We start from the raw sequence: 15,731 nt of genomic DNA, 5'->3' as shown, positions 1-15,731 counted from the left end.
GATTATGTACCTGCTGGCAGGAATCAGGCTTGCTGTGTCAGCTTCCTTGAACAATGCCCTGCGGGCGTTCTTGCATAACTGCCTTGCACCATCGTTCCACATTGAGCTGTATAACCTTGTGGCGCCCGTACTTCTTCTTGCCACGCAGCAGCTCGCGGGTGCGGAAGAGGACGGATTTGACAGTCGGCATGGTCGTATTCATCTCGTCGGCGATCTCTTGCATCGAGTAGTCAAAATATTCCGCAAGCAGCCACATCCGGATATTGCGCTCGGGCAGCCGCTCCGATAACCATTCCAGCATGCTGATGACCTCAGCATAATCGGAATCGATATAAGTGGCAGGCTCATGCCAGAAGACGGTGGAAGTTCTCTGATTATTTACGCGCCGATATTGATCAATCCATGTATTGCGGGCAATGCAGAGCAGGAATGACTTGGCATCCTTCATCAGCGGATTGCGCAAGTAATAGGCATACGATTTGTACAGCGTCTCCTGTACCAGATCTTCCTGATCCCATTTGGATTGCGTCAAATAAGAGCAGTATTTGTGCAATGCGCTCAAGTGGGGCGTAATCAATGCTTCATATTCCTGCTGCGAGCCCTCTATGGCATACAATCTCTCACACGTTAAAGTTGTCATAACGAAGCTTGCACCTCCTTCATCGTTGGCAGTCTATATAGGTCAAACAGGAATCCAGGTCTCCTGAAAAGCACGATGGGATAGCTGTTCCATCCGTCTCTATTATCCTAAAGGTTTCATCTCCGGAAAAATTCAGGCTTGAGGCTTGTTTCGGGCCTGGACTAAGGTCTGAACATTAATCCCAAATAAGGGAAATATTCGTGCCCTTTCCGGGCTTAGTCTTGACCTCGATTCTGCCCCCCATCGCCTGTACAAGCTCCTTGGTGATGGCCATTCCAAGTCCGCTGCCTGCGGGAGAGATGTCTGTGCTGGTGCCCCGGTAGTAGCGTTCGAACAGAATATCCGCTGTCTCTGCATCCATGCCATTCCCGTTATCACTGAACGTCACTGCCATGCCCCCGCCGCTCCTTGTGTGAAGGGTCACGACAAGAACGGTCTCTTGGGGATTGTGAAGCAGTGCATTGGCCACAAGATTCTCCACGACTCTCTCGAACCATGCGGGATGAATGAAGGCAATATGAGGGTTATCACTTGTCTGGCAAATGACCCGATCACCGCCATAGGCTGGGTTCGAAGCCGCGCGATTGACCACTTCCTGCAAATATGCGCTCATCTCTACCTGAGTGTTCTCGCAGGGGATGTCGCCATTGCGCAGACGGTACGTCAGACTAAGATCATTGATAAGCACATCCATATAGGTAGACTTCTCCGTGATCGTATGAGCGAATTGCCGGACCTCCGTCTCTGTCCAGCTGTACGATTCCGCTTCGAGCATGTGGGCATAGCCCATAATTGAAGAAAGAGGTGTCTTGAGATCATGAGTAACGCCCGCGATCCATTCCTCTCTTGTACGGTCGGCGATGCGGCGATGCTCCTCGTCCCTGCGCAGTGTGCTCGACAGTGATTCCAGTGAATCCAGCACCTCCGAATATACGCGGTACCGCCTGTCCCAGCCATTCCGCTTGCCGCTGCTTCTCTTCCTGGTTCCTTTGCGATCGGGAGGTTCGCCGTAATTGCCCCGTCCAAGAGCTTGAATCCAATTCATCATGTACAGCACAGGCGCGCCGAATCGATGTCCATACCACAAGGACAGCAGAACGAACACGATAAAAGATGTGGAGATCAGCGCAGCCAATCCGATCAGAAGCACCTTCAGCTCGGGAGAGAGCAGGAAGGACGGGGAAGACCGCCCTATATTGTCAGGCTCAGGTATATTCAAGACCCAGGTCTGTCCAGTCTCCGCGTCATAATGCGAAGCCAGCTCTATGCCGTAGTTGTCTCTGTACTGGGTGCGAAGCGCCAGCTCCTGAGCGTTATAACGGGTGAGGGCGTCCCCCGGCTTATTATAAGAAGCGATCTCCTCTCCTTTGTTGTCAAGCAATTGAACCCAGGCACGCAAGCGGTCAATATTCGCAGTCAGCTGCTCCGGCAGCTTCAGAGCTGTGCCTGAGCTAATGACAGGAGACCCTTGAGTTTCATACTGCGTCACGATCTCCTGCAGCATGCTGTAAGCTCTGGAGCGGGAGCCGTAGATCAGCGTATAGTTGCGGCCCTCCTTTTCCTCCATCCATAGGGATAGCTGGTAGGGGAAGGGCTTGGCCCCGTTCCAGTAATCGATCAGTTCGCCGGGAGCATAGGATGAGGGCACATCGCCAGGCGTGAAGTAGCTCTTCGTTATGCGTCCCTGTTCATCCATGCTTTGGAGCCAGCTGCCGGAAGCTTTCACCTGGTTCAGCAGCTCCGGATCGAATTGAAGCCCATCCGGCCCTATGGTGGAGGTGGAGATCAGCATGGACAGCCCGACAGAAGCAAAATCACGCTTTATCTCGATATCAGTCAGCTTCTGGAACATCCAGTACATCGTGAGCGCGGCCAATATGAGAATGAACAGGCCTGCAAGGGCCAACTGGAGAATATAGCGGATGGTGAGCCGCCGCTTAATGCTCATCGAGCCTCTCCCTTGCGGATCAGCTTATAGCCAAGCCCCCGTACATTCACGAGATATTCAGGCTTGCTGGGATCTGCTTCAATCCTCTCCCGAATCCGGTGGATGTGGACCATGACCGTGTTGTCGTCATTCACGCTTCCGTCGCCCCATACGCGCTCGTAGAGCTCGTTCTTGCTGAAGATCCGGTTCGGATGCCGACATAGGAAGAGCAGCAGTTGGAATACGAGCGCGGGACAGTGTGATTCCTCCCCGTCTACCGTCAGCACGCCAGTCTTCTCATCGACCTGAAACCTGCCGAAATCAAAGGCGGTGTCCGGACGGGGCTCTGCCGCAGCAGGCTGCTTCAAGTGCCGCCGCAGCTGGGATTTGATACGGGCTACAACTTCCAGCGGATTAAAAGGCTTCGTAATATAGTCATCCCCGCCAACGGCAAATCCGGTTAATATATCAAAGTCGGAGGTGCGGGCTGTAAGGAATAGAATCGGCGCATCCGTCGTCTTCCGCAGGAAAGGGCAGATCTCAATCCCGCTTTGTCCCGGGAGCATGACGTCAAGCACAATGAGATCATAGTGCTTGCTCTCACAGAAGGAGATAGCAGCTTCTCCGCTCGTAGCGGTATCCACTTGAGCGAATCCTTCTTTGTGCAGCACTGTTTTTAACATATGTAGGATCGTTGCCTCGTCATCGACTAGCAGTATTTTGGCATCATTCAACATGCTTCACCTCAGAGAAGATTGTTTGTTTCCAAAGTAATCGTACCATGTAATAGTTGACTGTGAATAAACAGAATCTTAAGAGTACCTTAATTTGCTCCCGCATACTCGGGATAAATTAAGCTTCCAGTAACCTGCCGTTTCGGCTGTGGCAAGCTTCAAAGGTTACAATTACAGGAGCTCAAAACAAAATCGGGGGCTTGATTCGCCGCTTGCTACTTGCAACATTTGGCGCTTCGCGCTGCAGGACTCTCGCCGTTCGGCAGATTGCGAAGGGAAGCCTGCAAATGTGCAGGCATTTTGGGTAAAAGAAGCCATAATATCGGAAATGCCTGCGATTCTACAGGAATATGAAGCCGGATCGGCCGAAATGGGCCAATTGCTGTGAGATACCTGCGCTTTGGCAGGCATTTGGTCCTGAGCATGCTTCTGCGGGTGAAAGGATGCGTTTTCGCAGGAATTCTCACAGTTTGAGGAATCTCTCCTCTAGACCAGTCATCATAGGAACGGGATTCCGCTGCTAGATTTGAATCGACCCCTGTTAATGAAATTGAGCCCTGTTTTCATTCATAACATATTGGAGGCCGAAGAGAATGAGGATAAGAACGACGAAAGCTGCCGGCGCTGTAAATCAACTTGGAGTGGGATTGCTGGTGATGATCGTGCTGCTGACAGCGTGTGGGGGCAACGAGAATGGTGCTAACAGAGCGAATGGGCCTGCAAGCAAGACGGATAGCAGTGGCAACGGCGGCGGGAAGACTGATGGAGATAGCAGCGGCAACGGCGGCGTAGAAGTTGGTGGATCTGGCGGTGACGATGGGACTAATCATGGGGATAAAACTAACGGTACTCGTCGTGGGGACAAAACGGAGGAGGAGGGGAATGACGTGCAGGGAGGAACAAAGGAGCGGATACAGCCGGAGGAGACAGCGAATGCGATGATGAAGGGGGAGTATGAGCGTCTGTATACCCAGTTCAGCCAGGAACTGAAGGATGCTGTACCGGCAGCCGACTTCAAAGCGATGGGCAGGGAGTTTTTGAACGATGTTAAGGCGTTTCGGGAACCGTCTGTACTTGCGCTCAATGGTATGGCCCGCTATGTCTGGATGAATACGGAGGGGACAAAAAGTTTGACAGCCACCTACGATGAATCAGATACAATCGTAGGCATTCAGATTCAGAATGTAACATCCCACCCGGAGACCGATGAGGCCGGAACCAAAATCAGCTACGGTTTACCTTTTAAGGGGGAGTGGCTTGTGTTCTGGGGTGGCGATAATGAAATGCACAATTATCATTACGCCCTTGAGAGCCAGCGATATGCTTATGATCTGGTGAAGGAGAAGGACGGGAAATCCTACGAGGGAGACCGCACCAAGAACGAGAGCTATTATGCGTTCGGAGAGGCCATGCTGGCTCCGGCGGATGGGAAGGTTGCCGCCACGGTGAACGATATTGCCGACAATGAACCGGTGGGCACGATGAACAGCAGCCAGCCTGCGGGCAATTATGTTGTCATCGACCACGGCAATGGGGAGTACAGCTACTTGGCGCATCTGAAGAAGGGTACGGTGAAGGTTAAGAAAGGGGAAACCGTCAAGAAGGGACAGGAGATAGGCCTGTGCGGCAATTCCGGCAATTCCAGCGAGCCTCATCTGCATTTTCAAGTATCGGATGGCCCGGATCTCTTCACCTCCAAAGCGATATCCGTCACCTTCTCGGGTGCGCCCAGAATGATTCAGGGAGATCATGTTACTGGAGTGGAGCAGCGATAGAATGGATATAAAATTTGTTGAAGGGACCGTCCTGTGAGGACGGTTTTTCGTTGTTGAGGTGTTTTATAGCAATCGCGATTTATTTTATTGGATTAGGATCACGCGCCATGGTTCCATCCGTCGTATTGCAGTGATCCAGAACCAGATAGCGAGAAATCTTCCATTTTGGAGGGTATTTTTTTATATTAATTACAGGAAATATGAAAGATTGATAGAAGTAATATATATATCAAATAATTGGAAGGTGATTGAGGGGAAGGAAACAACGAAATCGGCAGCGTTTCATTTGTCTATATTATTCCATGAAAGTGAGGTTTTTACGATATCTACTATATTACCGATGGTTACTCCGCCGATCCATGGCTTGCTTCATTACGGATACCAATTAGCTATGACGATGTCAAACGGTGATCATAATGATTGGGTTTTCAGTAATTTCATTCAATTGTATAGCGATTATAATTCTGAAGGATTTGATTTCAGAGTTGATTTTTATGCCCCTGAGGGTAAATACGGGTTGAAATATCCTGGACTAAAAGGATATATGATTAATTATCAAGTAAATTCCGAGATGAAAGATAATATCATCGATTATATTATGAATTGTATAGACGATAAGTGTTACTGTGAGATTCATTTGAATGAGTACTATCTTCCGAATAAAGAGTTTTATAAAATTAAAAATTATAACCATCAAAACCTAGTATATGGATATGATAAAGAAAACAAGCTGTTCAAAGCGTTAGGTTTTAATAAATTGGGAGTATTTGATAATTTAGATATTGGTTTTGAAGATTTTCAATTAGCATATCAGAACACCGAGCCAGAGCCGTATTTAACTCTCAATAGATATGATATAGGTTTCTATTTGCATTGCTATAAACATGACCTTGAATTAAATGTCGATAAAATATACCAATCTCTAGAGGATTATAGACAATCAAAAAATAGTTTCAAGGTGCTATATCATCCTTCAGAAGCTGTGTTTGGACTAAATGTGTACGATCACATTTTTGAGAAAGCAACAAGTGCGAGTGTAGTATTAAAGGATATAAGAATAATTCATGTACTATGGGAACATAAGAAAATGATGCTGCTGCGGATAAAACATCTTACCAATAAACAAGTAATTCGAGACGGTGAATCTATTTATAACGAGTACGCTAAGGTTGAAAGAAAACTACTGGCCATTAGAAATAAACATCTTAAAGTATTAATGAAGTTACATACCGGAAAAGCTTCAGAGAGTGCGGTTGATCTTGAACTTGTTGAAAATTTAAAGGAACTTTTTACGGTGAAGAAAATGGAAGAAGAGGTTGTGGATAAACTCTTGTTATCATTCGAAGTTGTTTATGCTTGAGAGGGATCGTATCAGGTAGCAATTCAGATGCGTTCGATCCTAATAAGAACATAATGCATGAGGAAATGGCTATGAAGAAGCTTCCGCAACCACGACCAAGGTGGAACGGAGGCTTCTTTTGTCATTTGCATACCCCGACAAGACTCCTGGAACAGCTTTTACAATAACTAAATAGTACCCGGGTGCTAACGTTAACAATTGCTCCGTACAATGGACAAGAATTAAAACATATAGGGAGTGGTTGCGGTTTGAAAAAGAGAGGAAAAAGAATTCTTTCGCTGCTGTTGGCGGCGGAGCTGCTGGCGGGCTCTATATTGGCCGGAGGCACTGCTATGGCAGTGGCCTCGCCTCTTGCAGGAACGCCTTATGCAGCGAATGGCAGCTATGACGTTACTGTTCCTCACATCTTCATCAACCAAGTGTACGGCGGCAATAAGAACAGCTCGCTGGATACCGGAGCATCTGTGTCCAATGGCTTCATCGAACTGTACAATCCGACTGAAAGTGATGTCGTACTGGACGGATGGTCGCTCCATTATGCGGCGAATGCCGATGAGAATGCTGCCGGAACGACTGGCGCATGGGAGAAGCTGGAGCTGACGGGTACGATTAAAGCGCACTCTTCTTATTTAATTACAGGCAAAGCAACCGGAGCAAGCGCTCCTGCGTTGCATCTATTGACGAAGGGCGACCAGCCGTTTGATCGCATGATCTACAGCAAGTCGATGAAGGTTGCTTTGATGAGCAATCAGAATACGCTGTCAGAAGCTAATCCGTTCGCTGCAAGTCCAAGGCCGGAGGGCTATGTGGATATGGTGGGCACAGGCGGCAATGATCCGGGCTGTGCGATTGACGGCTATGAATACGCCTACCCGACCGGGGATGCGGAGGGCAAGTCCAAGAAGAAGGGGATCGTCCGCAAGACGTTGGCGGATACCGACAACAATAAGGCCGATTTTGAACAAATCGACTACTTGGAGGCAACTCCGTCCGTACTGAGCGCAAAGGGACCGAGAAGCAGCTCTGACGGCCCATGGACCGCAGCTGCGCCGGCATTCGGCATTTCGACAGAGACGCTGGCTGATGCCAATGTAGGTACGCCGTATACGGTTGCTGCTGCTGTGTATGGCGGTACTGCGCCGTATTCTTATAGCGGCACCGGACTGCCGGCCGGTATTGCAATCGATGCGGTGACAGGGGTTATATCGGGGACTCCTGCTCCGGGGACGGAGGGAATCGCAGCGGTTACGATTCATGTAACCGATAGTAGTGCTCCTCCTGCGGCAACGAGCCGGACATTATCTCTGAACGTCAAGCCAGCCGTGCCTGCGGGCATTGCTGACACTTTGAGCGTCGAGCAGATTGGCCGCTATTCGGTAGGTGTCACCAACAAGGACGGCGGTGTTGCCGAGATTGTGAAGTATAACAAAGACAACGGGAAGTTCTATCTGGTGAACGGAGCGACAGTGCCTCCGACACTGGATATTGTTACCCTTGCCGCGGATCAATCGCTCCAGAAGGAGAAGTCCGTTGACGTTAAGCCGCTTGCGGAGACGAGCGGGTTCACATTCGGCGATTTGACCAGCGTTGATATTAATACGAGCACGAAGCAAATTTTCCTTGCTGTGCAGGAAGCCGATCATATGGCGAACGGGAAAATACTCGTTCTTGATTACGAGGGCAATCTGCTCAAGACCTACGAGACGGGCGTTCAGCCTGACATGATCAAGGCAACCCCCGATGGCAAATATGTGCTGACCGCCAATGAAGCGGAGCCCCGCACTGCAGCGGGCGACCCGGAGGGCAGTGTGACGATTGTTGATACAACGACAGATGCGGTTGTACATGTGAAATTTGACGATCCGACCGTCATTGACGATCTTGTTCACATCCGGGGCGCATCCCATCCTGTGACGGGCAAGATTACGGGCAGCAGCACCAATAAGGCGGATGCGCTGTTCGATCTGGAGCCGGAATATATTACGCTCTCGGCGGACCATACGGTCGCCTACGTCTCGCTTCAGGAGAACAACGCGATTGCAGTCATCGATATTCCGGCCAAGTCGGTTACGGCTGTCAAAGGCCTTGGCTATAAGAATCTGAACGACCCGGCCAATACGCTGGATCTGGTGAAGGATGACGCCATCAAGTTCGAAAATGTTCCTTTCCTCGGCATGTATATGCCGGACGGCATTGCGTCCCATACTTATAACGGCAAGACTTACCTGTTCAGTGCCAATGAAGGAGATGTAACGGAATGGCCGGGCAGAGAAGGCGGTACGACGATCAAGGATCTGAAGGCAAGCCTCGATCCTGCTTCGCCCGCTGCTGTCTTTTTGAATGGCAAGACTGCGTACGATAAAGTCGAGGTTGCCGGAGACATGAGCAAGGATGCTGTATATATGTACGGCGGACGCTCCTTCTCCATCTGGGATGCGGACACGATGGCGCAGGTCTATGACAGCGGCAATGATCTGGAGACCATTACCGCGCAGCGCCTGCCGGGCAGCTTCAATGCCAGCAACAGCAAGACCGCTATGGATGACAGAAGCGGCAAGAAAGGTCCTGAACCGGAATATGTGGCCGTCGGCGAGGTGGGCAATAAAGTGCTCGCGTTCGTAGGGCTGGAGCGCATAGGCGGCGTCATGACTTATGATGTGACGAACCCGAATCATCCGGTGTTTGCGAATTACATCAATACGCGCGTGTTTGCGCCCAAGGATAATATTAACACCGATACAGGACCGGAAGGGCTCGAATTCATTCCTGCACAGGACAGTCCGACAGGCTTGCCGCTGCTGCTCGTAGCGAACGAGGTAGGCGGCACGGTTACCGTGCTGCAGTTGAACGTAACGAAGGTGGCCTTGGATAAGGAGTCGCTCTGGCTGTCGCCGGGGGACGCGCCCGTACAGCTCAATGCCACCGTCATTCCTGCAGCTGGCAGCGCATCGTCTGTAACATGGTCCTCTTCAGATGATCATGTGGCAGTCGTTGATGCAAGCGGAAGGGTAACGCCTGTTGCAGAAGGAACCGCTGTTATTAGAGCGGTAAGCGCCGATGGCTTCGGCGTGGCTGAAGCAGCCGTTACGGTAGGCCCGTGGAAGCTGACGGTTATGCATACGAATGATACGCATGCGCATTTGGCTGACGCTCCGAGACGGGCGACGCTGGTGAAGCAGGTGCGCGAAGAGGCGGGAGACAGCCTGCTGCTGGATGCTGGCGATGTGTTCTCCGGCGATCTGTATTTTACGAAGTGGTTCGGCCTTGCCGATCTGGCCTTTATGAATTACATGGGTTATGACGCAATGACGTTCGGCAACCATGAGTTTGACCAGGGAACGGGAGTGCTGGCTAGTTTCGTCTCCCAAGCGCAGTTCCCGATTGTCAGCTCGAATGTCGACCTTACGAAGGACAGCCATATGAGCCCGCTGCTCAAGGCACCGAGAACGATCCGTGCGGGCGTTTCTGGAACAGTGGATGTGGCGGGAGTGTATCCCTATGTGGTGCTGGATGTGAATGGCCGCAAGGTTGGGGTATTCGGTCTGACGACCGAGGATACGAAGGAGACCTCCAGCCCAGGCAAGGATGTTGTGTTCAACGAGGCCGCGGCCTCAGCTGCCGATACGGTTGCTGCTCTGGAAGCAGAGGGCATTAACATGATTATTGCCTTGTCCCACCTGGGCTACAGCAGAGACAAGGAATTGGCGAATGTCGTAGAAGGCATTGACCTCATCGTCGGGGGACATACGCACACGAAGCTGGATGCGCCGGATATAATTACAGACAGCGTGTTCGGTACGCCGACGGTAGTCGTGCAGGCCAATGAATGGGGCAAATTTCTCGGACGTGTCGATCTGTCATTCGACAACAAGGGCATATTGCTCACGGGCGACGGACAATTGCAGGGAAGTCTGCTTCCAGTGAACAGCTCGGTAGCAGAGGACGAGACCGCCAAGAGCATGCTGGCGCCGTACGATGCGGAGCTGGAAGTGCTGAAGAAGCAGGTTATCGGCAGCGCGGCTGTCGTGTTGGATGGTGAACGCAAAAATGTGCGCGCCAAAGAAACGAATCTCGGCAACTTCATCGCGGATGGCATGCTGGCCAGAGCAAAGGCATTAAAAAATGCGCATGTTGCGATTATGAATGGCGGAGGCATCCGCGCTTCGATTGACGAAGGCGATATTACGATGGGCGAGCTGCGTACTGTAATGCCGTTCGGCAACACGCTTTATGTGTTGGATGTGACGGGCCAAGCGCTCAAGGATGGTCTGGAGAACGGGATCAGCGGCGCGAAGCTGAGTGATCTGCCTGGCAAATTCCCGCAAGTGGCGGGGATGCGCTTCAAGTGGGATCCGAGCCAGCCTGCGGGCAGCAAGGTCTATGATGTAGAGATCAAGAGCGGCAGCGGCTACACGCCGATTAATCTCACAGCAACCTACCGCCTTGCGACGAACAGCTTTGTTGCAGGCGGCGGGGACGGCTATGCCTCCTTCGCCAAGTCGATTGCAAGCGGCGCTTATCATGAGGATCTCGGTTATCCCGACTATGAAATATTCATGGAATATGTAAGCTCGCTGGGAGGCACCATTGCTCCTGCCGTTGAAGGCCGCATTGTGGAGAAAGCGAAGTCTTCCGGAGACGGCAATGGCAATGGTAATGGCGGTTCTAATCCTCCGGTCACGAATCCGGAGCAGAAGCCAGATCCCAAGCCGGATACTGGCAGCGGTACAGGTACAATTGAGCTGTCCGGCACTGCGCTGCAAATTACCGAGACCAAGAACCAAGCGGGTGGAACGATTCATAAAGTCGCGGTCAAAGCGGAAGAGCTGAAAGCGGCGTTAACGAAAGCTCTTGCCGGGACGTCATCCGGTGGAGCGGCGGCGGTTGTTGTCAATGTGCCTGCAGCGGCTGGAGCGGCAGAGGTCGAGCTTCCAGCAGAAGCGCTGGCGGCAGCGGCTGGCGGAACGATTAAAGCTGTGATCGTAATTCATACCGGAGCTGCAAGCTACGAGCTTCCGCTCAGCGTTCTTAACCTGAACACTGCGGAAAGCGGAAGCCTCGGCAGTACAAGCGTCAAAGTATCCATCACACCTGTCGAAGGCAGCAAGCTTGAGACGCTGAAGGCGAAGGCTCAGGCGCTCGGAGCGGATGCCGCTCTTGAAGCGGTGCTGGAATTCAAGGTTGCGATAGCGACCGGCGGTGGAGAGAAGGAGCTGAAGGATTTCGGCAAAACCTATGTCTCCCGCTTCATCTACTTGCCATCCTCTGCGAACCCCGCTGGGGCTGCGGCAGTCATGTATGATGAAGCTGCAGGCCAATGGGTATTCGTTCCAGGTGTCGCGGCTGTAGTGAATGGCAAGCCTGCAATGGAGATGAAGCGTCCGGGGAACAGCATCTACTCGGTCATTCATTTCAAGAAGGACTTTGCTGATCTGAGCGGCCATTGGGCGGAGAAAGATGTTGAGACGATGGCTTCCAAGCTCATTGTCAACGGCGTCAATGAGAACGATTTTGCTCCAGGCAAGGCGGTAACAAGAGCGGAATTTACTGCGATGGTCGTTCGCGGATTGGGTCTAAGCTTGAGCAGTGAAGCCGCGATGTTCACGGATGTTGCGCCAGATGCCTGGTATGCCGGGGCAGTAAGCGCAGCGGTGAAGTTCGGTCTCATAAACGGCAAGACGGCGGACAAATTCGCACCGGACGCATGGATTACAAGGGCAGAGATGGCCGTTATGATCGCCCGTGCCATTACGGCCGTTCAATCCGAGGGCAAGCCGGAGGCTGGCAGCCGTGCATCCGTTCTGGGCAAATTCAAGGATGCCTCGGCTATCCCGCAGTGGGCGGCAGAAGGAGCGGCGCTGCTAGTGGATAAAGGCATCATGCAGGGCAGCACTGCGGGCGCGTTTGCTCCGGCGGACAATGCAACCCGTGCGCAGGGGGCTGTTATACTGCTTAGAGCCTTGAAAGAGCTTGATTTTGTAGAATAGATTAAGCATCTTGCAGATGAAACGGAATAAATGACAAAGGAACGTCCCCAAGAGCAATGATGCTCGAGGGGACGGTCCTTTGCTAATGCTGCTTCATTTGTTTAGCTCATTCGTACTATTGATCCTTCCAGCGCTCCACAGTCAGATTCACGGTCTGCGTGCCTCCGGTCGTTGTGAGCGTCCGGTTAGGGCGCTCCGCTCCGCTGCTGTATACTTCGACGGATGCCCATGTGCCCTTGGTCAGCTTGTACTGGATCGACGTGGATGCGGCGATGTTGAGTGTGATGCTGTACGTGCCATTCGAATTTTTGGTCAGCTTGTAGCTCGCATCATTCGGAGTCCAGCTGTTCAAGCTGGATGCCAGATAGACATCCGCATTGGCTGGCGTATTCGATGGAACGGTTACGACGAGGGTCAGGCTGTCGGCTTGCGGCACGCCTTGCGTAATCGTACCGCCGACGAAGGTCCAGGTTCCCGCCGTGAAACGGTAGTTCTGTCCGTTATTGTTGTCCCAGGTGCCGCTGCCATTATTGAAAGCGGCCGTCAAGCCTGCTGCTGAGCCCAGATTGATCGTAACTTTGTTGTAGCCGTTCACTTCCGAAGCGGCGATCGCTGTTCCCGGGGCAGTCGTCCAGGAGCCGCCGTCCACTTGATAATGGATATATGGCGTTGCGAAGCCGCGCTTGTAATAGATTGTTGCTGTTTGGCTGCTAGTCGGGTTCGTCGTTACTGTAATTGCAGTGCTTGCCGCCGACACATTGCCGGCAGCATCCTTCGCCTTGACCGCAAAGCTATACGCTGTAGCCGCCGTTAATCCTGTCGCTGTATAAGTTGTGCCTGCCGCTGAATCGATCTTCACGTTATCACGATAGATGTCATAGCCCGTCACGCCGACATTATCGGTCGAGGCTGTCCAGGAGAGATTCACCGTTGTATCCGTATGAGAAGGAGATGCTAGCGCTGTTGGTGCTGTCGGAGCCTGCGCATCCAACCCTTGGTATTCATTCCACAAGGTGTTTACTGGAGTTCCCGTAATGGTCTGGAATGCGTCCGGCGTCCAGTTGACCCCATCGAACGGACTCAGGCTGGCGTTGATGTCGCGGAGAAATCCCGGATGCTTATGCTCGCTGATCCAGCGCAGGAAGTTGCCCGTTACCCCGTAGCTGCCCTGCCAATTGCCTCCTAGCGTCTGCTGATGGTAACGATCATGATAACCGACCTCGAAACGTACTGCGTCGGCCATTCCTTCCACCATATAGCCAATCTCACCGTAGCGACTGTCATCCAACTGATAGGCATGGGTCAGCTCATGATAGAGAATGCCGATAATTTCCTCTCTTAGCGGCTGGCCGGAGTCATAGTAGCTTTTGAGATATCCGGAGGAGAAACCGATGTGAGCCTCGGTTGCGCTGCCGGACTTCCATGCGACGCCCGGCTCATCCACAATTTTGATGACAATCTTTTGGAGATGGAAAGGCAATTCACCCGGATTCGCATAAAGAATGCTGACGAGCTTACGCACAATTGCTTTTACATGCTGTTCCGGATTGGGCAGTGCTTGTTCGAACAGATAACCGTTGCCGGCAGTGTCCAGATTCTGAACTTGTACGACCGGATTAACGAGATGCCAGATGTCATTCACAAGGGAGAACTCTACTTCTCCTACTTGCAGGATGGACCCGCTGTTGTTCTGCAGCTCCAGCTTGTAATATTGGTAGGCAGTGTTATGGCTTAACAAATAATGGTTGCGCTGATGCCGCTTAATGAAATTTTCATTGGTTTTGGTATCGATGTCAGTCCATTGGATGCCGTCATTGGAGCCCTTCAGAATCCATTGCTTAGGATCCCGCTCTTCCGCATCATTGGCAGCGGTGATGGCATATCCGTCGATCGTGACAGGGGTGCCGTAATCGAATTGCAGCCAGCCGCTATTCTGGAAAGTCAGCCATTTGGTCGTGCTGGTGCCGTCTACTGCCTTTTCTTTGGATTCATTAGGTGCATTCTCCCCGCTCGCTGTAACGGTAGGGTGAATGGTCGTATATGGCGTTCCGTCATAAAGCTTGATCTCCGCCAGTTGGAGGATGGACCCGCTGTTGTTCACAAGCTCCAGCTTATAGTAGCTATAGGCCGTTGTATTCGTAAAGGTGAAGGACAAGGTCTTGTACCGATAGTCAAAATCCACATTTTGCCGCGTGTCCAATGTCGTCCAGCTCGTGCCGTCATTCGAGGCTTTCAAGGTCCAATTGAGCGGATCTCTCTCGGGACTGTCATCTGCCGCAGTGATCGAGTAGCTGTTGATAGCATAAGTCTGGCTGCCGGCAAATTGGTATTGAATCCAGGCGGTACCGGAGAACACCAGCCACTTGGTGTAGGGATTGTTGTCAAATGCCTTTTCCTTGCCCTCAAAATCCGGGCTTTGGTCGCTGCTTACCGCAATCGTTCCTCCTTCGGTCCGATCAATCGCACCGCTTGTTGTTGTCGTCGCTGCCTCAGCAGTTCCTTGACCGGACAATAAGCTCACACTAATAAGCACCGCCAATACCATTAACCAAATTCTTCTCATCTCTACAACACTCCATTCTATTTACTATTGTTGGCGTTTCTACCAAACGCCGTGATCATATAGTAGCACTAAGTTTATATGATAACTAGTATATTTATAGTAAATATAAAAAATAATTTTACATGGGTGCCTTCGAGGTAAATTCCATCCGTATTGTTGCCGGAACAAGCTACTGCTAGTGAGTATCATTACCGGATGCAATGCTGCAACTTTTGCGAAATTTCTAGAGTCCATAGTTTAAGCAACAATATATGCCAGGGAGTGCTGCATGATGAAGAAGATGGTGTTGTCGCTGGTAGCGGTTGTATTTCTAGGTGTTGTATGGATTGCACCTGCAAAGGCTAATTCTGCGGTTCATAATGGGATTATGATTCACAGCTTGGTTCTCGAAGACAGGACCTTTACGGGTAAAGTGATTAATAATCGGACGTATGTCGATCTATTCGGTTTGTTGAATTGTCTTCCGTTTCTAGTGAATGCTAAAGGTGTCAGTTGGGAACCGGATTCGAAAACACTATCAATTTATCCCGATTTGGGGGATCAAAGCAATTACTTACAGTTTCAGTCGGAGCGAGACTATTTTATTGCCAATGGAGAGAAGGTTGAACTTGGCTCCGAGATTATTTTAATCAAAGGCAGGATATACCTTCCTCTTAAATCGATTGCCGACTATTATCAGTTGGCTATTGCTTGAGATAAAAAGAGCAGTACGGTTACTTTAAGCGGGGATTCTGAGCAAACAGCG

8 protein-coding genes are annotated in these 15,731 nt (G+C 51.1%); 4 read left to right on the top strand and 4 right to left on the bottom strand.

Annotation, left to right across the window (positions count from 1 at the left end; translation table 11 throughout):
• Positions 1-37: 37 nt before the first annotated feature.
• From K0T92_RS08105 to K0T92_RS08095, 3 genes are all read right to left on the bottom strand, one after another.
• A complete protein-coding gene (locus K0T92_RS08105) occupies positions 38-640 on the bottom strand; it encodes an RNA polymerase sigma factor (protein ID WP_219871952.1) in 603 nt (200 codons plus the stop codon).
• Positions 641-815: 175 nt separating this feature from the next.
• Positions 816-2,588 carry a sensor histidine kinase gene (locus tag K0T92_RS08100; protein ID WP_219871951.1) on the bottom strand — a complete coding sequence of 591 codons (1,773 nt, stop codon included), beginning with the start codon at positions 2,586-2,588 and terminating at the stop codon, positions 816-818.
• A complete protein-coding gene (locus tag K0T92_RS08095; RefSeq protein ID WP_219872161.1) occupies positions 2,585-3,301 on the bottom strand; it encodes a response regulator transcription factor in 717 nt (238 codons plus the stop codon). The genes K0T92_RS08100 and K0T92_RS08095 overlap by 4 nt, the downstream gene beginning before the upstream one ends.
• A 593-nt stretch (positions 3,302-3,894) precedes the next feature.
• Between K0T92_RS08095 and K0T92_RS25285 the strand changes: the two genes are divergently transcribed.
• The 3 genes from K0T92_RS25285 (at position 3,895) to K0T92_RS08080 (ending at position 12,423) form a co-directional block, all read left to right on the top strand.
• Positions 3,895-5,076 (top strand): peptidoglycan DD-metalloendopeptidase family protein, encoded by a 1,182-nt coding sequence (locus K0T92_RS25285; RefSeq protein ID WP_281423127.1) that lies wholly within the window; start codon positions 3,895-3,897, stop codon positions 5,074-5,076.
• Positions 5,077-5,284: 208 nt separating this feature from the next.
• Positions 5,285-6,436 carry a hypothetical protein gene (locus K0T92_RS08085; protein ID WP_219871950.1) on the top strand — a complete coding sequence of 384 codons (1,152 nt, stop codon included), beginning with the start codon at positions 5,285-5,287 and terminating at the stop codon, positions 6,434-6,436.
• 248 nt (positions 6,437-6,684) lie between these two features.
• Complete coding sequence (locus K0T92_RS08080) at positions 6,685-12,423, top strand: choice-of-anchor I family protein (protein ID WP_219871949.1); 5,739 nt, start codon at positions 6,685-6,687, stop codon at positions 12,421-12,423.
• Positions 12,424-12,538: 115 nt separating this feature from the next.
• Here K0T92_RS08080 and K0T92_RS08075 read toward each other — a convergent pair whose 3' ends face one another.
• On the bottom strand, positions 12,539-14,986 hold the full coding sequence (locus K0T92_RS08075) for a basic secretory protein-like protein (RefSeq protein ID WP_219871948.1): 2,448 nt from the start codon (positions 14,984-14,986) through the stop codon (positions 12,539-12,541).
• Positions 14,987-15,254: 268 nt separating this feature from the next.
• Between K0T92_RS08075 and K0T92_RS08070 the strand changes: the two genes are divergently transcribed.
• Positions 15,255-15,680 (top strand): stalk domain-containing protein, encoded by a 426-nt coding sequence (locus K0T92_RS08070; protein ID WP_219871947.1) that lies wholly within the window; start codon positions 15,255-15,257, stop codon positions 15,678-15,680.
• The last annotated feature ends 51 nt before the right edge of the window (positions 15,681-15,731 follow it).

It is taken from the genome of Paenibacillus oenotherae, from assembly GCF_019443105.1.
GTDB lineage: Bacteria > Bacillota > Bacilli > Paenibacillales > Paenibacillaceae > Paenibacillus_Z > Paenibacillus_Z oenotherae.
Note: the sequence above shows the minus strand (reverse complement) of the source record. Positions and strands in the feature narration are given on the sequence as shown.